Source organism: Paenibacillus sp. P5_B5, from assembly GCF_056400365.1.
The window spans coordinates 20,666-44,512 of sequence record NZ_JBFULK010000002.1; the positions used below are offsets into that span (position 1 = coordinate 20,666).

The 23,847-nt window shown below is 41.5% G+C and carries 26 protein-coding genes and 1 tRNA gene; 23 read left to right on the forward strand and 4 right to left on the reverse strand.

The window, feature by feature from the left end:
* Positions 1–195 precede the first annotated feature (195 nt).
* On the forward strand, positions 196–1,347 hold the full coding sequence (locus AC1DOK_RS02720; protein WP_477552700.1) for an aminotransferase class V-fold PLP-dependent enzyme: 1,152 nt from the start codon (positions 196–198) through the stop codon (positions 1,345–1,347).
* A gap of 125 nt (positions 1,348–1,472) precedes the next feature.
* Positions 1,473–1,955, forward strand: coding sequence for a DUF4446 family protein (locus AC1DOK_RS02725; RefSeq protein WP_477552701.1), 483 nt, complete (start codon positions 1,473–1,475; stop codon positions 1,953–1,955).
* Between the two features lie 79 nt (positions 1,956–2,034).
* Here the strand turns inward: AC1DOK_RS02725 and yyaC are convergent, their stop codons facing one another.
* Positions 2,035–2,616 (reverse strand): spore protease YyaC, encoded by a 582-nt coding sequence (gene yyaC, locus AC1DOK_RS02730; RefSeq protein ID WP_477552702.1) that lies wholly within the window; start codon positions 2,614–2,616, stop codon positions 2,035–2,037.
* Between the two features lie 112 nt (positions 2,617–2,728).
* On the opposite strand from yyaC, the gene AC1DOK_RS02735 reads away from it, so the two are divergent.
* From AC1DOK_RS02735 to AC1DOK_RS02755, 5 genes are all read left to right on the forward strand, one after another.
* The gene (locus AC1DOK_RS02735) at positions 2,729–2,965 is read left to right on the forward strand and encodes a putative Se/S carrier protein (protein WP_477553086.1); all 237 of its coding nucleotides are present in this window, start codon (positions 2,729–2,731) and stop codon (positions 2,963–2,965) included.
* A 99-nt stretch (positions 2,966–3,064) separates the two neighbouring features.
* A complete protein-coding gene (locus AC1DOK_RS02740) occupies positions 3,065–3,925 on the forward strand; it encodes a mechanosensitive ion channel family protein (protein WP_477552703.1) in 861 nt (286 codons plus the stop codon).
* The gene (locus tag AC1DOK_RS02745) at positions 3,926–4,147 is read left to right on the forward strand and encodes a DUF951 domain-containing protein (RefSeq protein ID WP_477552704.1); all 222 of its coding nucleotides are present in this window, start codon (positions 3,926–3,928) and stop codon (positions 4,145–4,147) included.
* Between the two features lie 187 nt (positions 4,148–4,334).
* Positions 4,335–4,694 carry a DUF4190 domain-containing protein gene (locus AC1DOK_RS02750; RefSeq protein ID WP_477552705.1) on the forward strand — a complete coding sequence of 120 codons (360 nt, stop codon included), beginning with the start codon at positions 4,335–4,337 and terminating at the stop codon, positions 4,692–4,694.
* 68 nt (positions 4,695–4,762) lie between these two features.
* Positions 4,763–4,853 (forward strand) — tRNA-Ser (locus tag AC1DOK_RS02755).
* A gap of 219 nt (positions 4,854–5,072) precedes the next feature.
* On the opposite strand, the gene AC1DOK_RS02760 is transcribed toward AC1DOK_RS02755, so the two are convergent.
* The gene (locus tag AC1DOK_RS02760; RefSeq protein WP_477552706.1) at positions 5,073–5,258 is read right to left on the reverse strand and encodes a YjzC family protein; all 186 of its coding nucleotides are present in this window, start codon (positions 5,256–5,258) and stop codon (positions 5,073–5,075) included.
* Between the two features lie 104 nt (positions 5,259–5,362).
* On the opposite strand from AC1DOK_RS02760, the gene AC1DOK_RS02765 reads away from it, so the two are divergent.
* The 5 genes from AC1DOK_RS02765 to AC1DOK_RS02785 all read left to right on the forward strand — a co-directional run bounded on the left by AC1DOK_RS02765 (position 5,363) and on the right by AC1DOK_RS02785 (position 8,646).
* Positions 5,363–5,566: a hypothetical protein gene (locus AC1DOK_RS02765; RefSeq protein WP_477552707.1), complete on the forward strand. Its 204-nt coding sequence runs from the start codon at positions 5,363–5,365 to the stop codon at positions 5,564–5,566.
* Between the two features lie 163 nt (positions 5,567–5,729).
* Positions 5,730–6,017 carry a 30S ribosomal protein S6 gene (gene rpsF, locus AC1DOK_RS02770; RefSeq protein ID WP_477552708.1) on the forward strand — a complete coding sequence of 96 codons (288 nt, stop codon included), beginning with the start codon at positions 5,730–5,732 and terminating at the stop codon, positions 6,015–6,017.
* 42 nt (positions 6,018–6,059) lie between these two features.
* Positions 6,060–6,578, forward strand: a complete 519-nt coding sequence (gene ssb, locus AC1DOK_RS02775; protein WP_477552709.1) for a single-stranded DNA-binding protein — start codon at positions 6,060–6,062, stop codon at positions 6,576–6,578.
* Positions 6,579–6,599: 21 nt separating this feature from the next.
* Entirely contained in the window at positions 6,600–6,887 is a 288-nt protein-coding gene (rpsR, locus tag AC1DOK_RS02780; protein ID WP_477552710.1) for a 30S ribosomal protein S18, read from the forward strand.
* A gap of 670 nt (positions 6,888–7,557) precedes the next feature.
* Complete coding sequence (locus AC1DOK_RS02785) at positions 7,558–8,646, forward strand: M24 family metallopeptidase (RefSeq protein WP_477552711.1); 1,089 nt, start codon at positions 7,558–7,560, stop codon at positions 8,644–8,646.
* A 137-nt stretch (positions 8,647–8,783) separates the two neighbouring features.
* Here the strand turns inward: AC1DOK_RS02785 and AC1DOK_RS02790 are convergent, their stop codons facing one another.
* Together AC1DOK_RS02790 and AC1DOK_RS02795 are read right to left on the reverse strand one after the other, a co-directional pair.
* The gene (locus AC1DOK_RS02790) at positions 8,784–9,146 is read right to left on the reverse strand and encodes a VOC family protein (protein ID WP_477552712.1); all 363 of its coding nucleotides are present in this window, start codon (positions 9,144–9,146) and stop codon (positions 8,784–8,786) included.
* 158 nt (positions 9,147–9,304) lie between these two features.
* On the reverse strand, positions 9,305–10,081 hold the full coding sequence (locus AC1DOK_RS02795) for an AraC family transcriptional regulator (protein WP_477552713.1): 777 nt from the start codon (positions 10,079–10,081) through the stop codon (positions 9,305–9,307).
* Between the two features lie 214 nt (positions 10,082–10,295).
* Here AC1DOK_RS02795 and AC1DOK_RS02800 point away from each other — a divergent pair, with 214 nt between their 5' ends.
* From AC1DOK_RS02800 to AC1DOK_RS02850, 11 genes are all read left to right on the forward strand, one after another.
* On the forward strand, positions 10,296–10,607 hold the full coding sequence (locus tag AC1DOK_RS02800; protein WP_477552714.1) for a MazG-like family protein: 312 nt from the start codon (positions 10,296–10,298) through the stop codon (positions 10,605–10,607).
* A gap of 5 nt (positions 10,608–10,612) precedes the next feature.
* Entirely contained in the window at positions 10,613–11,530 is a 918-nt protein-coding gene (locus tag AC1DOK_RS02805; protein ID WP_477552715.1) for a DUF2232 domain-containing protein, read from the forward strand.
* Positions 11,531–11,547: 17 nt separating this feature from the next.
* The gene (locus AC1DOK_RS02810) at positions 11,548–13,512 is read left to right on the forward strand and encodes a DHH family phosphoesterase (RefSeq protein WP_477552716.1); all 1,965 of its coding nucleotides are present in this window, start codon (positions 11,548–11,550) and stop codon (positions 13,510–13,512) included.
* The gene (gene rplI, locus AC1DOK_RS02815) at positions 13,509–13,961 is read left to right on the forward strand and encodes a 50S ribosomal protein L9 (protein ID WP_477552717.1); all 453 of its coding nucleotides are present in this window, start codon (positions 13,509–13,511) and stop codon (positions 13,959–13,961) included. The genes AC1DOK_RS02810 and rplI overlap by 4 nt, the downstream gene beginning before the upstream one ends.
* Before the next feature lie 76 nt (positions 13,962–14,037).
* Positions 14,038–15,417 (forward strand): replicative DNA helicase, encoded by a 1,380-nt coding sequence (dnaB, locus tag AC1DOK_RS02820; RefSeq protein WP_477552718.1) that lies wholly within the window; start codon positions 14,038–14,040, stop codon positions 15,415–15,417.
* Positions 15,418–15,810: 393 nt separating this feature from the next.
* Complete coding sequence (locus AC1DOK_RS02825) at positions 15,811–17,097, forward strand: adenylosuccinate synthase (RefSeq protein ID WP_477552719.1); 1,287 nt, start codon at positions 15,811–15,813, stop codon at positions 17,095–17,097.
* A gap of 136 nt (positions 17,098–17,233) precedes the next feature.
* The gene (locus AC1DOK_RS02830; protein ID WP_477552720.1) at positions 17,234–17,818 is read left to right on the forward strand and encodes a hypothetical protein; all 585 of its coding nucleotides are present in this window, start codon (positions 17,234–17,236) and stop codon (positions 17,816–17,818) included.
* Positions 17,819–18,196: 378 nt separating this feature from the next.
* Entirely contained in the window at positions 18,197–19,774 is a 1,578-nt protein-coding gene (locus tag AC1DOK_RS02835; RefSeq protein ID WP_477552721.1) for a peptidoglycan DD-metalloendopeptidase family protein, read from the forward strand.
* Between the two features lie 175 nt (positions 19,775–19,949).
* A complete protein-coding gene (yycF, locus tag AC1DOK_RS02840; protein ID WP_477552722.1) occupies positions 19,950–20,693 on the forward strand; it encodes a response regulator YycF in 744 nt (247 codons plus the stop codon).
* Positions 20,694–22,535 (forward strand): ATP-binding protein, encoded by a 1,842-nt coding sequence (locus AC1DOK_RS02845; protein ID WP_477552723.1) that lies wholly within the window; start codon positions 20,694–20,696, stop codon positions 22,533–22,535. It abuts the gene before it with no gap.
* The gene (locus AC1DOK_RS02850; RefSeq protein ID WP_477552724.1) at positions 22,532–23,836 is read left to right on the forward strand and encodes a YycH family regulatory protein; all 1,305 of its coding nucleotides are present in this window, start codon (positions 22,532–22,534) and stop codon (positions 23,834–23,836) included. The genes AC1DOK_RS02845 and AC1DOK_RS02850 overlap by 4 nt, the downstream gene beginning before the upstream one ends.
* Positions 23,837–23,847: the final 11 nt, after the last annotated feature.

Below are 23,847 nucleotides of genomic sequence, written 5' to 3' on the forward strand. Positions count from 1 at the left end.
GTAATATGAAATTGATTCAAGTTATTAAAGTGTTAACCTCAATATTATGTGGCATACCCATTGTTTTCTTTCGAGAAACGCAGAAGACTTCTGAGTCATAAGCGTTCCTTTAGTTGAAAGATAAAACTTAGGTATGCCATCTTTTTCTCAATATAGTTATACATTAGAATTATAGTGATCGAGAGGAGGCGTATGATGGAGATCAGGTACTTCGATAATGCAGCTTCATCATGGCCCAAGCCACCGACTGTAATTGATGCGATGTCACGAAGCTTAGCCGACAGCGCGGCAGGTCCAGGCAGAGGAAGCCATACGATGGCGGTTAGAGCAAGTCGCGTACTATTTGAGGCGCGGGTAAATGCGGCAAAGCTGTTCGGCATTCGGAATCCGAATGACATTGCTTTTGCCTTGAACACAACCGCGGCGTTGAATTTAGCCATCAAAGGCTTTGTTAGAGCCGGAGATCATGTGGTTTGTACGATGATTGAGCATAACTCGGTGCGAAGACCGCTCGAATATCTGAAACGTACACGTAACGTTTCAGTGACTTATGTTCCCGCTGATGTACGCGGGAACGTTAAGGTAGCGGATGTGGCTTCAGCCATCCGCCCAGAGACTACGCTGTGTGTGGTGGCACACAGCTCGAATCTTCTCGGCACGATTATTCCCGTGCCGGAGATAGGCGCCCTATGCCGCAGCAAGGGCGTGCGGTTGCTTGTGGATGCTGCGCAGAGCGCCGGCATTCTGCCTATACGGGTCGATGAGATGAACATCGACATGCTCGCTTTTCCCGGCCACAAGGGCTTGCTGGGGCCGCAGGGGACAGGGGGGCTGTACATACACCCTGAGATAGAACTTGATCCGCTATTACATGGCGGAACTGGAAGTCAATCAGAGGAAGTGGATCAACCGAGTGTAAGACCGGACCGATATGAAGCAGGAACGCAGAATACGGTAGGGATCGCGGGACTTAATGCGGGTATAAAATATGTGTTAGAACAAACAATTGAGAAGATCCATGCGAAAGAGTGGACGCTAACACAGCGCCTAATGGAAGGTCTATTACAAATTGATGGAATTCAGCTTTTTGGCCCTGAATTGGGACAAAATAAGACAGGCATTGTTGCGTTTAATGTAAAGGGTGCAGCGTCTTCAGAGATTGCATTTATATTAGATCAATCATTCGGCATCGCAGTAAGAGCTGGATATCATTGTACACCGCTCGCTCATCAATCAGTAGGTACACTTGAACAAGGTGCTGTACGAGCATCAGTAGGTTATTTTACAACAGATTCAGAAGTGGATTATTTTATTGAAGCAGTTAAAGAAATTGCGCAAGCTTATTGAACTTTAATGAAATGAATTGTAATTAGTTCTTAAACAATAGATAAGAAGAAAAGGCTACAATTTAGCATATAGCTCGTTAATTTAAATCAATTAAGTTGTCGGATTGAAAGGATGTAGGACTTAAAATGGGACAATTGGAAGAATGGGTGTTACCAGGATTGGCTGTGGTTGTAGGAGTTGTTATTATCCTTCTTATTTTAGTTATTGTGTTATTTGCTAAGTTATCGAAGATGAAGAAATCTTATAAATCCCTTATGAATGGGACTTCTGGTGTTAATATAGAACAATTGCTGATTGGGATACAAGATCAACTGAATTCACAAGGCGATTTAGGTAATAAGCTAGATCTGCAAGTAAAGCAAATCCAGGAAGCAATAAAAACAATGAAAACGAAGGTAAGCATTCACCGATATAGTGCATTTGGGGATGTGGGAAATAATGATTTAAGCTTCACTATAGCGATATTAGATGACTTGGGTGATGGAATTGTTCTGACAAGTATTTATAGCAGAGACCAAAATTATATGTATGCCAAGCCAATCCAAAAGGGTGCATCTACGTATAATTTATCACCTGAAGAGAAAGAAGCTATTCTACTTACCAAATAAACTGAATTGCCTTGAGCCATATAGATCAGAGCTCTGAGATCAAAAAAGACAACTCAAAGAGCGTACTAGTTGATATAAATTAATGCTCATGACCTGCAGCTGTATTAGAACGAACGATATATAAGCTTTGTAGTGAATGATAAATGGAATCTGCGATCACTTCAGCCATGTTCATAACAATACTAAGCCGAGTATTCTGTAAGACGAAGTACTCCATAAAGCCTGATACATTAACAATACCAGTGATATGAATATTCCCAACAGGTTGCAATTCTTTATTAACTCCACTACCTGGTTTAAGAGGACCATCACCTATCTGAATGTGACCGATAGAACTCATTTGGCCAAGTGAAGCATCTACTGCAATTATATAGGGATTATGAAACTGATTGTGAATTTCAGTGATTTTATCGTTTAAGTTCATGGCATGAACAGGATCGTTGAGTGTTCCATAAACGCTAAATTCTGTAGTGTTGTATTTGGATAAACGACTACCGACTAGTGGGCCTAATGAATCACCAGTAGAACGATCGGTGCCGACACAACAAATGACAACGGGGCGTGTACCTACCTGATTTAAAAGGTTAAGTAAATAGCTTGAAAGCTTGCTTGCGGTATTAATATCTGTGTATAGGAGCTTAATAGGCGAAGAAGCAAACATGGGGATCCCTCCGAATGTTAGATTGATAAACTATACTAGACTAACAATTTTTACTAGTATACGGAATAAAGTGAGAGAATATACGTAGTGGAGGATTATGTTTGTGGAAATGATGCTAATTGCATTTGATTCGACTCAACAAGCGTTGAGAGCCGAAATGTTACTGGAATATGCGGAAATTGAAATTGACATTTGTCCGACACCTAAATCAATAACAGCAGGGTGTGCCTTATCAATTGAGTTCTCAGGCACAGACATCGAGATAGTTAAGCAAATTATTATAAATGAAAATGTTGAAATTAGAGGGATTTATGTTAAGAAGAATGAAGGTTATAAAGAGTATAGTTAATACATGATAAAGTTTAGTGTATGAATACTATATGATACTAAATGATGTTAGTTTAATGATGTGGTTTTGTCGTTAACTAGTAGGGGGTTTCAACTCAGAATGAACTTACTCGAAAAATATTGGATGAATTTTTTAGAATATATAGGTGATTTGCAGATTATCCCTCATTTGATACGTATAATACTCATATATGTGATAGCCAGAATAACTGTTAAAATTGCAGATAAAGCAATTGATAAAATAATGGCCGTTAGACATCATGCGCCCTTAAAGTTTGATTCGAGACGGGGAAACACAATTAGTAAATTAATACATAATTGTATTTCTTATGCAGTTAATTTCATTGCTTTATTGTTGATTCTAGGTCAGTTTGGTATTAATTTAGGGCCACTAATCGCGGGTGCGGGAGTCGTTGGTCTGGCAATCGGTTTTGGAGCTCAGAACTTAGTGCGTGATGTAATAACAGGATTTTTTATCATTTTTGAAGATCAATTTGCAGTAGGTGACGTTATTCAGGTAGGGGTGTTTAAAGGCACAGTTGAACAAATTGGTATACGGGTTACACGAATTAAAAGTTGGACAGGGGAAGTACAAATCATTCCCAATGGTAGTATAACTCAGGTAACTAATTTCTCTATACATAACTCCATTGCTGTAATAGATGTAGCGATTGCATATGAGGCTGATACTGATTTAGCACTTCAAGTTCTTAAGAAGATAGCTGCTCGGATGTACACTGGAAGTGATCTGATCGTAGCAGAACCGAAAGTACTCGGTATTCAGATGCTAGGTAATTCAGAGGTGGTTATGCGTATTACAGCAGAGTGCATACCTAATACGCATACGGACGTGTCTAGAGCGATGTATGCAGATATCAAAAAAGAATTTGATCTAAACGGAATCGAAATCCCGTATCCAAAAACAGTAACTTATATGAAAACGGAAAAGGAGGCAAATTAAATGGAGCGTAAGCAATATGGCCTTGGTGATATTGTACAAATGAAGAAGCCTCATCCCTGCGGAACGAATGAGATGGAGATCATTCGTATGGGGATGGATATTCGGATTAAATGTGTAGGCTGTAAGCATTCTGTGCTTGTCCCAAGAGCTAAGTTTGAGAGTAAACTAAAGAAGGTACTTCAACCAGCTATAAGAAGTGAACAGGAATATAATGAGGACTAGATAATACGGATAAGTGAATCTAATTTTTTGTAAAATCTGATTCAAACAGGTTGATGGGGCAATAGTTCGGTACTTAATACGTCATTCACAAATTGTGTATAATTGTAAAAATTGTTTTGAAAAAATTGCATTACTCATGTAAACTTAACCATAGTTAAATAAAATGGAAGATTTGAGGAGATGTCTAATGGATCCGAATAATAATAATTATCAAGGCAATTATCAAGGTAATTATCAAGGAATGCCACCTATGCAACCACCTGCGCAGGCTAGAACCAATGGTAAATCAATAGCTGCACTCGTTCTAGGGATTCTGAGCTTAATTGTTCCATATGCAGGATTTGTAATTGGTATTATAGCCATTGTGTTTGCTAAGCTCGCTAGTGACGAAATTAAAAGAACAGGTGAAGCTGGTAAAGGTATGGCGACCGCTGGAATGGTCACAGGCATTATTGCGACAGCTTTATATGGCATTTTCATTATTATATTAGTGATTGGGATTATTGCTCTAATGAACGATCCATTCTTAGCGTTAGGCCTGGTATAAGTCTTATTGAATTATTGATTATAGGTTGTCATGATAATTTATTTATGATAAAATAATCCTTGTTCCGCGGAGAGGTACCCAAGAGGCCCAAGGGGGCTGACTCGAAATCAGCTAGGCGGTGTATGCCGTGCGTGGGTTCGAATCCCACCTTCTCCGCCACTAACAAGAAAATGTGAACGACCCTATTCTAGGGTCGTTTTTTTGTGTTAACACGATATAGCCATGCCAGGTACAACTAACCGGTGGAAAGATCCTAATTCTCAAAAAATACGTCTAGTTACTAAAAATGGAAAGCGATCCCTCGTTTGAGGGGTCGCTTTTTTGAGTGAACTTACCTTCAATCAGTCTTATGGGATGGTCTTGTTGCATGATTCATGATTACTGATTATATAATCGTTTCCATTTACGATTGTGGTTCTTGTTTTCTGGAAATTGATCACCTTGCTTGAGGTTAATGATTAAAGGATCGTTAATACCCATATGGAAGGCACGTTCGCCAATTTCAATGTATCTTCCGTCGTTTGGTGCTGTGTCGCCAGGTTCAAATTGTGTTTTTTCACCCATTGTAGAGTCGCTCCTTCGCATGAAGTGGTCTGTGGTATAAGTATTGCCGCTATGTAAGTTAATCATGTGATTAGCATTGTTCCAGCTTTGTCCAAAATGACTTCTTGAAAACAGATATTCAAATCGGTTTTGATAGTTATCATATAAGCAGCAATGCAAATGATTTGGCAAAGCCTATTCAATATGGAAGTTCTCCAATGTTAATCAATGGGAAAACATACGTTCCTGCACAGTTATTTAATCTCCTGTTCAGTAATCCGGAAACTATTACTATTGATAACGGTGTAATGAGCATTGTAACGAAATAATTTTTTTAATATCCACGTCAATACAGTACACTATACAATACCAAGAAGAACCTCTTGTAAACAGACGTGATATTTGGTATAGTATTTGGGTGCGAGTTTACTTAAGAACACTCGCTCCTTGCTCCTATATAGGAGCCGTTTAGTCCAAAAGGAGGTGAAATACATGCGCAAATACGAAGTGATGTACATCATTCGTACAGATATTGAGCAAGAAGTTGTTCAATCTACTGTAGAGAAGTTCCAAGGCATCATCACGAACAATGGTGGCGAAATTACAAAGCATGATGTAATGGGTAAGCGCCGTCTAGCGTATGAGATTAACAAGTTCCGTGACGGACATTATGTCCTTGTCAACTTCACTGCAACTCCAGAAGTTGTTGTTGAATTGGATCGTGTAATGAAGATTTCTGACGAAATCATTCGTTATCTCATCACTAAAGATGTAGCTTAATCGTGAAACATGTAAGTAAGAAATCGTCAGGAGGGGTGCAAGATGCTTAATCGTGTCGTTCTAATCGGCAGGCTAACAAGAGATCCTGAACTTCGGTATACACCAGCAGGTGTTGCTGTTACTCAGTTTACTCTAGCTGTAGATCGTCCATTCACAAACCAACAAACGCGCGAACGCGAAGCGGATTTCATTCCGGTCGTAACGTGGCGGCAGCTTGCAGAGACTTGTGCCAATTACTTGCGCAAAGGTCGTCTGACAGCAGTAGAAGGCCGTATTCAAGTACGTAGTTACGATAATAATGAAGGTCGCAAAGTATATGTGACAGAAGTTATTGCGGACAACGTTCGATTCCTAGAATCATCGAATTCGGGCAACCGTGAAGAATCTTATTCTGGCGGTGGCAATAGTGGTGGCGGATATAGTGGCGGTTCCACGGGTAATTCCGGCGGACAAGCAAGCGGAGGCAATCGCTCAGGCGGTAGCCGCGATACACAGCAGCAAGACCCATTCTTCGATGACGGAAAACCTATTGATATTTCCGATGATGATTTGCCATTCTAGAGTAGAAAGGACTGAAACCACATGGCTTTTGAAAAAAGAGGTAATAATGGTGGCGAAGATCGCGGCGAGCGCAAATTTGCTCCACGTCGTGGCGGTAAAGGCAAGCGCCGTAAAGTTTGTTACTTTACTGTTAACAAGATCAAGCACATCGATTACAAAGATATCGAAACGCTTAAAAAGTTCATTTCCGAGCGCGGCAAAATTTTGCCACGTCGTGTAACTGGAACTTCCGCTAAATACCAACGTGCGTTGACTACCGCTATCAAGCGTTCACGTCAAGTAGCATTGCTTCCGTACACTACGGAGTAGGATATAGCATATATAAGAAGACAGCAGAGCCTTGTGCCTTGTTGTCTTTTTTGTATATAAGAAACTTTAATAAAGCATTATATAAAAAATCTACCCAGCGATAGAGAAGAATATGGTTAAGTTATAATTATTATCGCTATAGGTTTGGGATATTGTAGTAGATCCTATTGGGTGTTTCATTAATGTGGATAAGTCTATTCTATTTCAGCTGATTAAGTTATCAACATGTTGATAAGATTTTTTAGTGGTAACTTATCGCTATGTGTATAACTAAATATCGGCATTTTACTTGTATTTGAACGTATTCTATGGACAAGTGCTACAGCACCAAACAATTAGCAGTAAGCAAACTTATGCAATAAAAGCTTGTGCTATAGCAACTTATGGGAGGATAATCTTACCGGCGGTAGCTTGAACCGGATACGATAGGGCTACGGGACTTTTGTAAGAAACTTCTACTTTTGACCTGTGTAATAGAACCCGTAATGTCTATAGCGTGACTAGCTGGCTTGTTGTTATTCCAATTGATAGCCCATAGTAAGGCAATGAGTATTAGGAGGATGGGTATTCCAGAAATAATAAGTCTTCTTGTGCGTAAATTGCTTTTATCCTAAATTTCAGTTATAAAGAATTTAGATGACACGGACTAATTCAGGGGAGATGAATGCAAATGTTGCTTGATGTGTATGGTGAGCGAATTCGCAAGGTCAATCAATTAATGGAACAAAATGCATGTGATGCATTGATCGTAACGGCAACGCCTAATGTATTTTATTTTACAGGAAAATGGATCGATCCTCATGAGCGCTTAATGGCTGTTCTAATTAGACTTGGAAAAGAGCCGGTTGTGTTTGCTCCTTCTTTGCATGTAGGTGATTTCGATTCGAGTAAGACCGAATGTGTATTCTTGAATGATGGTGAGGATAACATCGGTATTCTCGCACAATATTTAGAAGATACAGGTACGGTATCTATAGATAATACATGGCAAAGCGCTAATTTATTAGCACTAATGAGTAAGAAACCAGGCCTTCAGTTCGTTGCAAGTGATCAAGTGCTTGTTCCGCTTCGGATGATTAAGGACAGTCAAGAAATAGATATTATTCGTAAGTCAGGCTATGCGGCTAATCGGGTGATGGAAGCGATAATTCCATTTGTACGTCCTGGGGTTACCGAGCTGGAAATTGTAGAAGAATTAAAGTCTCTGTGGAAAAAAGAAGACGTATTCCAGCTTTCATTTGACCCGGGAATAGGCAGAGGTCCGAATGGAGCAAGCCCTCATCATTCACCAAATAACTCTCAGGTAGTTCATGGCGATATGGTCATTATTGATATGGGCGGCATAGTTAACCACTACTGCTCCGATATGACAAGGACTATTGCAGTAGGTGAAGCGTCAGCTAAGCAGAGAGAAGTGTATGAACTGGTGAAGGCAGCGAATGAAGCTGCACAGAAGGCAATTAAGCCAGGGGTAAGACTAGCAGATATTGATTTGGCAGCACGTAATGTCATCGAAGCTGGTGGATATGGTCCTTTGTTCACGCATCGCACCGGACATGGCCTTGGGATTGAGATTCATGAAGCACCATACGTTCATAAAGCTAATGATCAGTTGATCGTGCCAGGTATGGTGTTTAGTGTGGAGCCGGGTATTTATATACCAGGGGAGTTCGGCGTTAGAATTGAGGATATTGTTATTGCGACTGAAGATGGATGCGAATCCGTTAACTTAGTAACCAAGGACTTAATTATTGTTTAATTAAAGGTTTAATAAATGGACAAAGGCGGCTATTAAGCCGCCTTTATTATGCTAAACAATTTATATCGGTTAGATCCTCAATGCGCACCGATTATAGCTCATATATTGAAATGGTCTCTAAATGGTTACGTATTGTTTTAGCTAAATTCGAGAAGCTCGATCACGTTGCCAAAAGGATCTCTAATTGCACTATAGCTACCTGGTGGACAAGGCTGTGGCGTATCATGAATGACTTCAATGCCTTTGGACTTATATTCCACAATGGTCTGAATGAGATCATCTGTTTGAAGGCCTATAACAACCTGAGCCTCTTCTGGGTATTGTACGGTTGTATTACGATCCACTTTATTTAGAATAAGGGGAGTTCCAGCATGCTCCAACTGCACAATAGAATCGGAATATGTTTCTGAAACTTCAAATCCTAGCTTCCCACAATAAAATTCCTTCGCTACTTCCATATCCGTTATATTAATCGATATTACGCAAATTTGTGGCAACAAAATACACCTCCATTTTATGTACAGCAGAGTACCCCAACGCAACGCCTCAAGCGAAACCTCTATAATCGTTAATCGTTATGTGAATGGGTTCTCCTTTCACAATAAACTATGTATTGTGATAATTTGATTGTAGCATAGATAAAAAGCCAAAAATTCTCCTACTTTGCTTTCTTTTTTTCAAAGAGTAGAAGAGGTAAATTAACGACAATAGGTGGATCGTAGGGGAGCGGGTCTCGTAAGGTAATGGTCAGATTTAGGTCAGTGGTTTCATCGACCTCGATAGCTGATTCATGCATACCACGCAAGGATTTATCCAGTATAAAATAATCTCGCGGATTCATGCTCCAGGCAATACCAGCGGCTAGAAGATAGTATGTACCGCAAGGTATTTGTGAGAATTCACAGCTTCGATTATTCAGTGTTAATGCTGTGCCTACAATAGGCTTCTGATCAGGAATAGGCCGTGGGAATAAACCGATGAATATAATCCCGCGAAATGACTCAGGCGCTTCTACTTGGCAACTGATCTTGGGAGGGCGACTTTCTTTGGATGAAGCGAAAGATAATCTCTTATGCTCCCATTCCTTCATATGGCTGACTAATTGATTTGAAGTGGTTCGAAATTGTTTAGGAGATAAGCCAACAAATTGTTTGAATCGTGTATTAAACGAGCCAAGACTAGTAAAACCAATGGATAATAATATTTTTACAAGTAATGAAGGCTTTTGGAGTAAGTTTATTTTGCCTGATTCTATGCGTAATGCTGATAAATATTGCCTGGGTGATATTCCTGTAACTCGTTTGAATACTCTTATAAAATGGTATGGGCTATAGTTAACGAGCGCAGCAAGCTGATCAGATGTAATGTCCTCATCTAAATGGTCTCTCATATATTGGATGGCCTCTTCAGTTGCTTTAACGTGATTAGGATTCATAGTTTTCACCTAGAAATGTTTGACATTATCATCCGAAAAGGACGGGCCGAGCTTATTCTTCATATTAAGTTTAAAATAGAATGGATATTATTACAAATATTGGGCGAGCGATTCAGGTTGCATAACACTTAACTTGCAATTTTGTGATATAATCGAAGGCAAATCCTTTTAAGGATGGCCAAGCCGGCTATTCTTGCTGAGTGGGGGGAACAAGTTGTCACATAACGAGAAAGACTTGGATTTAGCCAAGCGGGTGAAGGTCATTGAATGGCTGAAAACAGAAGTCATTGACCAAGCAGCTCACTTGCTAAAAGGCATATGGGAAGGTAGCCAAGCAAAGACAATTGATGCACTAGCCAGCCTGATTTCGAGTGCCTATATACTCGGGAGGCGACTTGGTGTGTCCTATCGAAGTTTAGATGAAGCAGTTTTGGAAAAAATGAAACAACATAGAGTGGATGGTCACCAGCTGGAAGAATGGTACGGGGACATTTCTGCACTTGAAGACCATATTTCTAAGAGGTGAACCCCTTGCGTAATCGAAGCATATTATCATTAATATGGACTGTAGCCTATATTCTTTTACTATTGTCTACAACCACGGCCTTGGTGCCAATCACGATTTGTTTACTTATGGTTCCGCTGATGGCACTTGCAGTTGCTGAGACGCCTATAAGGCTAGCTCTCCATGTGATACCTGCAATTGCTATTGCTTACTTGCTATCAGGAGGCCTCGGACCAGTTATTTTAATCTTTGCCTTATTTTTCTTACCAACTGGAATTGTTATGGGTATGTTACACCGGAGGCACAAGCCTGCTCGAACGGTAATCACGATCGGTTCCGTAACACTACTTGGAGAAATGTTGTTATGCCTTGTAATTGTTACGCTCAGTGGATATGATCTGGTCGGAACTTTCCATAATATGGCTAAGAGCTACTTGGATACGATTCAACCTCTTATAGAAGGCGTTGTGTCACCCGAGTCCGAAAAATTGTTCCTCGATATGATGATCGGGATGATTCCAACCTTGCTAATTATATCGGCCGTTTTCTGGGCCTTTGTGACGCATGGAATCGGTCGTGTCCTGATGAGTCTAACTGGAACAGAAGTTTCTAGACTGAGTCCTCTACGTGAGTGGATGCTACCGAAGAGCTTCGTATGGATCTATCTTGTGGTTCTAGTCTTTAATATGTTTGCTAATCCACAGAGTAAATCGGTCCTAGTAACATTAGGGATGAATTTGTATCCGTTGCTACTGTTTGCATTTGGCATACAAGCATTATCTTTCTTTTTCTATATTACCTACATCAACAACAAAGGTCGCTTATTTCCTATCTTAAGCATTGTGCTGCTTGTGTTCTTACCTCCAGCAATCTTTGTATATAGCTTTATTGGTTTGTTTGATGTTGCTTTTAAATTGCGAGATCGTTTCCGCAAACAAAATTAAGATGGGGAGCTAGAAAAATGCCGAAGTTCCTTGCTAAACGGTGGTACGGACAGCACATGACATGGGCTTATGCAGTTCTATTGCTAGCGACAATCGCCCTATTCGCGTATAACTGGTTACTCGGTCTGCTGTTTGTTATACTCGATGTTTTGCTTGTTCTGATGGTGATACGTGCGGAAAGAACTTTTCACAAAGATTTGAACCGCTATATTGCAACTATCTCACAGCGTGTGCGCAAAGCCGGTAGTGCTGCTCTTCAACAAATACCTATTGGTATCGTCATTTATAATGAAGACCGCAAAATAGAGTGGCATAATCCATTCTTAGCCCAAATGTTATGTCGAGATTCAGTAATTGGTGAAGTGCTGCTTGATTTGTTTCCAGAAATGAAGGGCCATAAGGAAAAGGAAGAATTCCATATGGAGATGACCCTATGTGAACGGGTCTATGATGTATGGATTAAGCCTGATGAACGGGTAATGTATTTCCAAGATATCACCGATCATACTCAGCTTCAGTATAAGTACGAGGAAGAGAAACCGACGATTGGACTCCTCATGATGGATAACTGGGATGAGTTAACACAGGGAATGGACGATCAGTCCCGAAGCTTACTTCTAGCTAAAGTAATGGGTGTCATTACGGACTGGGCACTGAAGAATGATATTTATTTGCGCAGAATGTCGTCTGATCGGTATCTGATGATACTTAATCGGCAGACACTCCGTAATTTAGAAGCAACTCGATTTGATGTTCTCGATGATGTACGTGATTTAACGGAAGAACACAAAATACCAATGACAATTAGTATGGGGCTTGCAACAGATGCCGATCGACTGATTGAACTTGGTCGGATGGCGCAGGCGAGTCTCGATATGGCACTTGGTCGCGGTGGTGATCAGGTTGCTGTTAAAATCGGACAGAAGCTATCCTTCTACGGTGGACGTTCGAATGCAGTAGAGAAGCGAACACGGGTTAGAGCCAGAGTTATTTCACATGCCCTGCGTGATTTAATTAAGGAAAGTGATAAGGTTATTATAATGGGCCACCGGGTCCCGGATATGGATGCCATAGGCGCGGCCATCGGTGTGCTGAAGGCTGTTCAGACCGTTGGCAAAGAAGGATATATTGTGCTTGAGGGTATCAATCCATCGATCGAGAAGCTGATGGAGATGATTCATGAAGACGCGAAATTAGCGCCGCGATTTATTACACCCGATCAAGCAATGCAGATGATTACACTGCGTACGCTTGCTGTTGTCGTTGACACACATAAAGCGTCCATGCTTGCTGAGCCTAAACTGCTCTCCTTGACTCCACGGATTGTTGTTGTCGATCATCATCGCCGCAGTGAGGATTTCTTAGCAGAAGCGACGCTGGTTTACATGGAGCCTTATGCTTCATCGACCTGTGAGCTTGTTACCGAGCTATTGCAGTATATTCATGATAAGCTAAAAATGGAGTCACTCGAATCAACGGTGCTGCTCGCTGGAATTGTTGTCGATACGAAAAGTTTTACTCAGCATACGGGTGCCAGGACATTTGAGGCTGCTTCGTTCCTTCGTCGTAATGGTGCTGACTCTGGAATTATTCAAATGATGATGAAAGAGGATTTGGAATCCTACATCGATAAGGCTCAAATCATTAAGCATACCGAAGTGATCTATGATCATATAGCGCTTGCGGTTGCTGAACCGAATCGAACCTATTCTCAGCTCATGATTGCACAGGTTGCAGATACGCTGCTTGAAATGACACATATCAGAGCTTCATTCGTAGCGGCTAAGCGGCCAGATGGCTTAATCGGTATATCCGCGAGGTCGATGGGGGATATGAACGTACAGGTCGTGATGGAGCGGCTTGGCGGCGGGGGGCATTTAACCAATGCAGCTACTCAGATCGAAGGCTCACTCAGCGAAGCAGTGAACAAATTAAGAATTGTACTAGATGAAATTGATCAGGAAGAGGGGTTATTCGAATGAAGGTTGTATTCTTACAAGATGTTAAAGGCCAAGGTAAAAAAGGTGACATTAAGGACATATCTGAAGGATATGCCACTAATTTTCTATTCCCACGTAAGCTAGCAACACCAGCTACACAAGGTTCGATTAATACAATTGAGCAGCACAAGCAATCTGAATTAAAACGTAAAGCGCAAGAGCTAGCAGACGCTCAAGCACTAGGTGAGAAGATTACTGCGCTTACGGTTCAGGTACTTGCAAAGTCAGGTGAAGGCGGCAAGCTATTCGGAGCTATTTCGACTAAGCAAATTGCTGAAGAGCTTGAGAAACAACACAAGCTAAAGCTTGATAAGCGTAAAATGTTACTAGACAATCCGATTCGTACGCTTGGCGTAACGAAAATTCCTGTTAAATTACATCATGATGTAACTGCAACATTGAGTGTACATGTAATTGAAGAGAAGAAATAACAATAGCATTATGCAAGGGATTCATGTAATTAAATGAGAGTTAACTATATGAGTTGAGCTTATAGGGGGTGAGGTTATGAACGAGGAAATGCTATCGGACCGGGTGCTGCCACAGAATGTCGAGGCAGAGCAAGCGGTACTAGGTGCGGTCCTTCGAGATAGCGAAGCGATGATTACGGCAATGGAGCGGCTGACGCATGAAGATTTCTATCGGCCGATTCACCAACGGATCTTTGAAGCGATGATTGATCTGGCGAATGAAGAAGAGCCGATCGATCTGATTACATTAACGTCTAAGCTGAAGGATAAAGGTCAATTGGAGGAGCTTGGAGGGGTAACATACCTATCTGAGCTTGCCAGTGCTGTTCCTACAGCTGCCAATATCGATTATTACGCGGCTATCGTCGAAGAGAAGTCGATTCTACGTCGACTCATCCGCGCCGCTACAGGCATTGTTTCTAGCGGCTTCGCAAGCGCAGATGATGTCAGTATGCTGCTTAGCGATGCTGAGCAGCGCATATTCGAAATTTCGCAGCGTCGCAGCGCGAATGGGTTTATATCCATCCGCGATGTGCTGATGGATGTATTCGAGAAAATCGAGTTTCTCTATTCGCATAAGGGTGGCACTTCGGGAATCCCGTCTGGATTTCCCGATCTGGACAAGATGACGGCCGGCTTTCAGCGTTCGGACCTCATCATCGTTGCGGCCCGCCCTTCGGTCGGTAAGACCGCGTTCGCGCTAAACATTGCGCAGAACGTCGGCGTGCGGGCCAAAGAAACGGTAGCCATCTTCTCACTGGAGATGGGTGCATCACAGCTAGTTCAGCGTATGATCTGCGCGGAAGCGAATGTAGACGCCAGCAGGCTGCGTACCGGTCACCTCGAGAGCGAGGACTGGGAGAAGCTGACGATGGCGATCGGTTCGTTATCCGAATCGCAGATTTATATCGATGATTCGGCTGCGATTACCGTTGCGGATATCCGCGCTAAGTGTCGGCGTTTGAAGCAGGAGCATGGTCTTGGAATGATCCTGATCGATTACTTGCAGCTCATCGCAGGCCGAGGCAAAGGCGATAGCCGTCAGCAAGAGGTATCCGAAATCTCTCGTACACTTAAGCAGATTGCCCGGGAACTGAACGTTCCGGTCATCGCACTATCACAGTTAAGTCGTGGCGTTGAGCAGCGGCAGGACAAGCGTCCGATGCTATCTGACTTACGGGAATCCGGTTCAATTGAGCAAGATGCCGATATCGTTGCGTTCTTGTATCGTGACGACTACTACGACAAAGAGTCAGAGAAGAAGAATATCATCGAGATTATTATTGCTAAGCAGCGTAATGGTCCTGTTGGCACCGTCGAGCTAGCCTTTATGAAGAATTACAATAAATTCGTACCACTCAGTCGTACGCAGGAAATGGGCGCACCGCCTATGGCTGCCGCAGGAATGCCTTATTAAATAACGATTGAAGCAGCTAAAGGTATTATGAAATTGATTCGAGTAGCAAGAAATAGAGGGTTATCAGAAACCTATTTAAAAGGTTACCGCTAAGTGAGCTGTAATCGAGTAAATAAGTGTCTGTGAACCCTCTTTTTATTTAAATTAGGAGCCACTAATACAAAACGCAATAAGAGTGCAAAATAGGAAGAAAAGTCATGGCAAGTCTAAATCACGCCAAGTTATATATGCGAAAGGACGACTATCAAATATTTTACAATTTCCGAACAATTATTTGAATAGGACAAGTATCGTTCGTTTCTATTGACTTTAAAACTTCAGATTGCTAAACTAATAATGCACAAAAAGCCAAAAGGCAAATAAGAGGTGGATTCACCTAACGGAGGTTACGCGATGTCAACAGTTGTTGTAGTTGGAACACAATGGGGCGACGAAGGTAAAGGGAAAATCACGGATTACTTAGCGGAAACTGCAGAAGTAGTTTCACGTTACCAAGGTGGTAACAATGCAGGTCATACGATTTTAATTGATAATAAAAAATACAAGCTACAAATGATTCCTTCAGGTGTGTTCTATGAAGAGAAGGTTTGTGTCATTGGGAACGGTATGGTAATTAATCCTCAAGCGTTAATTGAGGAGATTGAATATGTTCGCAGCAACGGTTTCTCTGCCAAAAATTTGCGAATCAGTGATCGCGCACATGTCATTATGCCTTATCATTTATTACTAGATGGACTGGAAGAAGACAGCAAAGGCGCGAACAAAATTGGTACAACACGCAAGGGAATTGGTCCTTGCTACATGGATAAAGCAGCACGTAACGGTATTCGGATTGCTGATCTAATGGACGCTGAAGAGTTCGAACAGAAAATGCGTCTACTAGTAGCAGATAAGAACCGTGTAATTGAACAAATGTACGGTGGTCAAGGCTTAGATGCAAACTCCATTTTGAAAGAGTACTTGGAATATGCAGAAATTCTTCGCCCGTATGTGACGGATACATCCGTTGTTCTGAATGATGCGATTGACCAAGGTAAGCGTGTTTTATTTGAAGGTGCACAAGGGGTTATGCTTGATATTGATCAAGGAACTTACCCGTATGTGACTTCATCGAATCCGACTGCTGGTGGTGTATGTAACGGCGCTGGAGTTGGTCCAACGAAGATTCATCAAATCATTGGCGTAGCCAAAGCTTACACAACACGTGTTGGTGATGGTCCATTCCCAACGGAGCAAAATAATGAAGTTGGCGATTTGATTCGTGAAAAAGGCTTCGAATATGGCACAGTAACAGGACGTGCGCGTCGTGTTGGTTGGTTTGATTCGGTTGTTGTTCGTCACGCTCGTCGTGTCAGTGGTCTAACTGGCTTATCACTTAACTCCATTGACGTACTAACAGGACTTGAAACAGTGAAAATCTGTACAGGTTACATGTATCGCGGAGAGTTAATTGAGCATTACCCAGCATCACTCAAAATGCTAGGCGAGTGCACAGCGGTATACGAAGAGCTGCCAGGCTGGAGTGAAGACGTTACAGGTGCTCGTTCACTGAGCGATCTACCAGATAATGCTCGCCATTACGTAGAGCGTGTGTCTCAGTTAACAGGCATTCCGATTGCGATCTTCTCTGTTGGACGTAACCGTGAACAGACGAATCTTGTTCGTCCGATTTACGCTTAATAAATCAGAAGATCACTATTTAACCCTCTCACAATAATATGCGGGAGGGTTTTTTTGGTAGAAATCGTTTCAATCAGGGTATATTCGTCAATACTTAGAAAGGGGAGAGGCAACTATACATCAGAGGTGATTAAATATGTCATGGTTAAAATGGCTTGCCAAAGTAGCGGGCAGTGCAATCGTAGTCTCTCTTATTACATTAGTAATGACTTGGTATGTCGTAAGCTTAGTTGTGACGAACATATTTCAACAGTTACAGCTCCCAGCTAATTTAATTCCGCAAATTCAGTTTACAGACGTGATTGCTGGCGTATTTAATAAGCCGGAGGCGGATAAGTCGAAAACAACTGAATTAACCCCTCTACAAAGTGAGAAACCGAGGGAAGATAGAACGATTCCCAAAGGATCCATTGAGGTTTCAACTTCTCCGCCACCTGGTAGTGGTGAAGCTACAGAGGTATGGAAACAGGATCAGGATGTTGTCATGAGTAGAGATGCTTTCACGAAATTAAAAGATAATATTTCAGTAGAAGATAAAATTAAAATATTCAATATTATTTCTACAAAGCTACCAGAAGAAGATGTTCAGAAAATATCAAAACTATTGGAGAATGGCATAACTAGCGATGGTCTAGAGCAAATTCAGACCATTCTACAGAATCGCTTAAACGGCCAGGAATACCAAGAATTGTTAACCATTTTGACAAATAACGGAGGCTAAACGGGACGTTATTTGACCCTTAAATGGGTACTTTGTTGAATTGATGAGAAGGAGTGTGGTAAACTTAGAATTACGTGAAACCTATTCATATAGGAAAGAGTAATGAAAGAAGCCATATTATGACCATCTTTTAAAGACGGTTAAACCGTTTCTTCTTGGAGATGGATGATCTCATAATCTACTTTTTACATGCTTTTTAATACCTTAGGGAATGTATTCGTCCTTTAGAGGGTGAGTAAGCATTTCCTATTTAGTGGGTTCATTAAGTATGTAGTGTTTATACTTCTTGTACTCACCTTAAGAAACGGATCCGTTCTTTGAACGGTATACTGTTGCTTCTGGGGTCTCGTAAATCTAGCGAAACAAAGGGAGAAGAGCATGACAGATTTCAGGGGAATGGATTGGGCTAAGAAGCTCTGGGGTAAAGCGAAAGCACTTACTTCTGATAAAGCTCAACTGCAAAGCTTGACTGGCAAACTCAAGAACGGCAAGGACACCGTACAAGCCCTTATGATACATAATAAGAAGAATATCATTATGGGAGCTAGCGTATGGGTGCTTGTAGGTACAATCGTTTTTACAGGCTATTCCTATGTGAAGGCCAATTCGATAGATGTCTATCGAGTACAAGTTGCAGGAGAAGATGTTGGGCTCATTAGTGATCCAGCAGTCTACGATACATATAAGATTGATAGAGAAAAGAAACTAGCAGTGGAATTTCCTAATGTGCATAAGATAATGCCAGAACGGGACTCGACTGTCATTCAGTTTGCCGCAGAGAAACGATTTAAACCAGAAGTGAATGATAAAGAGCTACTTGCTATATTAGATGACAAAATTCAGCCTGACACCATTGGAGCCGAGCTTCGTGTTGATGGTGTGATGGTTGGTTACGTGAAGGATAAAGAAACGGTAGACGTTATACTAACGAATCTCAAAGAGGACTTCACGGAGAAGAAGGAATCACAGGTTGTTGCCTTATCAGCTGAGCCCAAAGGTAGAGCTGCAGTTCCAGCAACTGGTTCACACGTGAATGCAACACCTGAATCGGTCAGTGTAGATCAGGTAGAGATTGTTGAAGATATTGATGTTGCGCTTAAGAAAATCGAGCCACAGGACGTTCTAAGTCCAGAAGAAATGCTTGAAATTCTCCGCAATGGAAATGTGGCACCCTTTATCTATAAAGTAGTTGATGGAGACACAGTTGGGCAGCTTGCAGAGAAATTCCATGTGTCACCAGAATTGATATATGAGCGGAATCCGTGGATCGTTGATGATATCATTAAAGCAGGCGATGAGCTTGATCTTACACAATCACATCCAACCGTTAATGTTCGGACAGAAGAAACCTTAGTTGAGAACGAAGAGATCGCTTACGAAACAGAGACAATTACAGATAACACACTTCTTGCAGGCGTTAAGAACACAATGCAGGAAGGTAAATCTGGACTTAAGAAAATGCAGTTCCATTTAGTGAAAGTTAATGGACAAGTGATTAGTGAGGAACTTGTTTCTGAGGAAGTCATCAAAGAGCCAGTTAATGAAATCATCAAAAAAGGTACACTTGTGATCAAAGGTGAGGGTTCTGGTAAATTCGCATGGCCTATCTATTCTCCAAGAATTACGAGTACTTTCGGTAAACGCTGGGGCAAGCTTCACAAGGGTCTAGATATGACAGGGAATTCGTCGATTATGGCTGCTGATCACGCTGTAGTTGAAACCGCTGGAAAGCATAAAGATTACGGAAATTATATCATTTTAAATCATAAGAATGGTTACAAAACGGTATACATGCACATGAGCAAATTACTTGTTAAAAAAGGCGACATCGTGCAAAAAGGTGATAAAATTGGTGTTATGGGAAATACGGGTCAATCGTATGGAACGCATTTGCATTTTGAAGTGCATAAGAATGGTACCCCGGTAAATCCATCCCAATTCTTGAATAAAAAATAATCGAGAGACATGTTTCTTCATTAGGAGGGACATGTCTCTTTCTATTTATATATACACTTCATGTAATCTTTAGAAACAGGTCTGTCCTCAAAAGTTCACGAAACTGTTTCTTCTTATTCATAGTATGCTAAAATAACGGTAATGACTGATTACGGCGAATAAGGAAGTGATTTGGATGTATGGAAAAATTCTGGTTGTTGATGATGAACGGCCGATTGCTGATATATTGAAGTTTAACCTAGAGAAGGAAGGGTACGAGGTTATCTGTGCATATGATGGCGGGAAAGCGGTGGAGCTTGCTTATTCTGAGAATCCGGATTTGATTCTACTCGACTGGATGCTACCTGTCAAAGATGGTATGGATGTGTGCCGGGAGGTTCGAGCGAAGCTGAACATGCCGATTATTATGTTGACGGCTAAGGATACAGAGATCGATAAGGTGCTAGGACTCGAAATGGGAGCAGATGATTATGTAACTAAGCCATTTGGTACACGGGAGCTACTCGCAAGGGTGAAGGCACATCTTCGTAGACAGGTCAACCAGGTGAAGATTTCACAGCTTGAGCAGGAGACCCAGGAGGTAGAAGAGGCTGAGGAGCAGCAGGGAATTAAGCTTCATGGACTCTTTATCGATACGGACATGTATGTGGTGTACAAGGATGGCGAGCCACTCGATTTGACGCATCGTGAGTTCGAATTGATTCTCTATTTAGTCAAGAACCCGGGTAAAGTAATGACACGTGAGCATTTACTTCAGGCTGTATGGGGATTTGAGTATTTTGGGGATGTAAGGACAGTCGATGTAACAATTCGGAGGCTGCGGGAGAAGCTAGAAACGGATCCAAGTAAGCCAGATTATATTATGACTAGACGTGGCCTTGGCTACATGATGCGGAGCACGAAATCCGGAGGTTTTTAGATGAAGATTGCTAGGTTCTTTCAATCGATCCAAAGCAAGCTAATTATCATCTACGTATTGCTAATTCTAATTGCGATGCAGATGATCGCAGTTTATTTTTATAATACGCTTGAGACTTATTTCAAAGATGACTTCGTTAAATCTTATAATAGTCGGGTTAATTTACTTGCACAGTATGTAGAGCCTTATTTGAAGGAGGATCAGGAAGGTATTGGGCAAGAAGGTGGTGAAGCCAACTCCAATAATCTTAAGAATGTTGTGAATGATCTGTTTGCAAGCCCGGATATGGAAATTCAGATTATTAATAGCAGTGGTGTTGTATTGGAGTCTTCTATTCAGTCAGACGGGACTCTGGTCGGGAATAAAAATACAATCCCAGAGGTTACACGCGCTTTGCAGGGGATTAAAGTGAATGAACGGATTTTTACGGATACCGATGGTTCGCGTAAAATGATTTTCACGAGTCCTGTAGGCAATGGTGTGCGACCATATGGGGCTGTCTATATTGCTGCGTCTATGCAACAGATGTATGAAAAAATGAACTCCATTAACCAGATTTTTATCACAGGGACGATTATTGCGCTTAGTCTGACAGCCGTGCTAGGTGTTATTCTATCTGCAACAATTACGAAGCCGATTAAAGAACTCATTAAAGGGGCAACATCTGTTGCTGCAGGGAATTTTACACACTCGGTCAAGGTATATGGCAAGGATGAAATTTCGCAGCTAGGGCATACCTTTAACTATATGATGACGTCGCTTAGAGATGCACTAGCGAGTAATGAAGAAGAACGAGACAAGCTTGCTTCCATCCTAACGAATATGAATGATGGTGTTATTGCCTCTGACTGGGCGGGTCAGATCATGCTCATGAATAGTCGAGCACAGCTTATCCTTGGGCTACCGGAGGAGGCACTACTTGAACCCATAAGTATGACCGACGTATTGCCAATTTCAGTGGATGAAATTAAATCTTATGTCAAAGGCAATCGGAATACCTTGCTGATTGAGCTTGATACGCCAGATGAAGATGAGCAGATCAGCGTGCGTCTGACCTTTACGAAAATTTCTAGAAGCAGTGACGATACAGGGATCATTGTTGTTTTACAGGATGTGACTGATCAAGAGAAGCTTGAGCTAGCTCGGCGTGAGTTTGTAGCGAATGTATCACATGAATTACGTACACCGCTGACTACAATTAAGAGCTATTTAGAGGCGCTCGATGATGGTGCACTGGAAGATCCTGCGTTAGCGAAGCGGTTTATCGGAGTTACACGCAATGAGACTGAGCGAATGATTCGATTAGTGACGGATTTATTGCATTTATCTAGACTTGATTCTGAACAAGCGATATTAATGAAAACAAGCACGAATATTGAAGACATGCTGGAAGAAGTAACGGATCGCTTCTCTTTMCAGATGCATCAACGGCATATTGAAATGGTGATCGAAGTAGGAACGGATATAGAGCATGTATTTATTGACCGTGATAAAATCGATCAGGTACTTGATAACTTGATTTCGAATTCGATTAAATATACAGGTGAGAATGGAACCATTAGCTTGGAAGCTCATCAAGTAGATCGTAATTGGCTAGCAGTGTCCGTGATAGATACAGGAATTGGGATACCGCGAAAGCATATATCTCGTATTTTTGATCGGTTCTATCGAGTGGATAAAGCAAGGTCACGTAATGTCGGGGGGACTGGCCTAGGGCTGTCCATTGCCCGGGAAATTGTTAAAGCACATGGAGGTACGATTTTACTGGATTCGGAAACCAATCAAGGTACCAAAGTAACCTTCACGCTCCCCATACACCATAAGGAGAGTGAGCTGGTATGATCGACAGAATGAAAACATTGGTGCTGGTTGTTCTAATTCTCGGCTCTTTATTCCAGACTTACTTGCTCATGTATGGTTCACCGAAATATGAACCTATTGCAATAAGTGGAGATTATGTTAAACCAGAGAAGCTTGGCAAGCGAGTAGAGATTGAGGATCTCGTATTTCCGGATTATATGGTGTTTCATCTTGGTAATAGTAAGCACACGATGTTATACAAGAACATGGGACACTACAACCTGATCATGGAGAGTGTCAAACAGCGTTCATTTGAAGGCTTCCGAAAAGTGAACCCGGTTCTGCTTGATGTGAATTGGGAAGATATTCGCAATAAGCGTAAGGGGATTGAGCTACATTTTCGTGAAGGTATTTCACTTCAGATTCTTCAGAAGATATTTCAGATTAAGGATGTCTCAGGTGTTGAAAATGATAAAATCACGAACATGTGGATCTTTATGTCAGATGAGCAAGATGAGGTTCGTGTCTATTTCTTCACGGATGTTCGGACGGAAGGTTATGAACTAATCCGAACTGATTTTACAGTTAAGGATATCAATAAATACATTGGGTGGGGAGAATTCGCCGATCCTTATATTACACAGAATGGCGAGTACTATGTACCTCTTAAACCAGTCAATATACCAACATATCAATTTAAATATACGGTAATGACGGATGATCAGTTAAAACGCGTTCTTTTCGTTGATCCAGGGATTGTACGATCACTGAAAGATACGGAACTCGGTGACTCTCAGATCTATACAGATGGTAAGAAAGGTTTGCTGCTTAAACGAGGTCTTAAATGGGTCAAATATACAGATCCTATAGCTCCTGTAGAAAGTACGGATAACGTATGGGAGAACTTCAGTGCCGGCGTGCAGTTCATTAACCAGCATGGTGGTTGGAATGGTTCGTATTATGGACTTAGCGAATCTCCTCATCGTCAAACAGGTAATGCGGCACTAAATCCCAAGTTTGTATTCCGCCAGTATTACGGCTCGCATCCGATTATTCAACCATCTGGTGAAGGCTTTGGGCTTATGAATCTTGTCGTCCAAAAAGGTATGGTTACAAGTTACGAGCGATCGATTATCAATCCAGATGAAGAGGTTGAACAGAGTAGCTCAACCTTACCTGGTGGAGAAGAGCTTGAAGCCATGCTGCTGAATGTCCCGAATCGCTATAATATTGTCTCGGTCTTTCCAGCCTATCGCCCTGTAGTAACGGATAAACAAATTAGGTTAGAGCCGCAATGGGTTATTAAATATCGTGATGGTAAATATGAATTTTTGGATAAATAGGTTCAATTAAT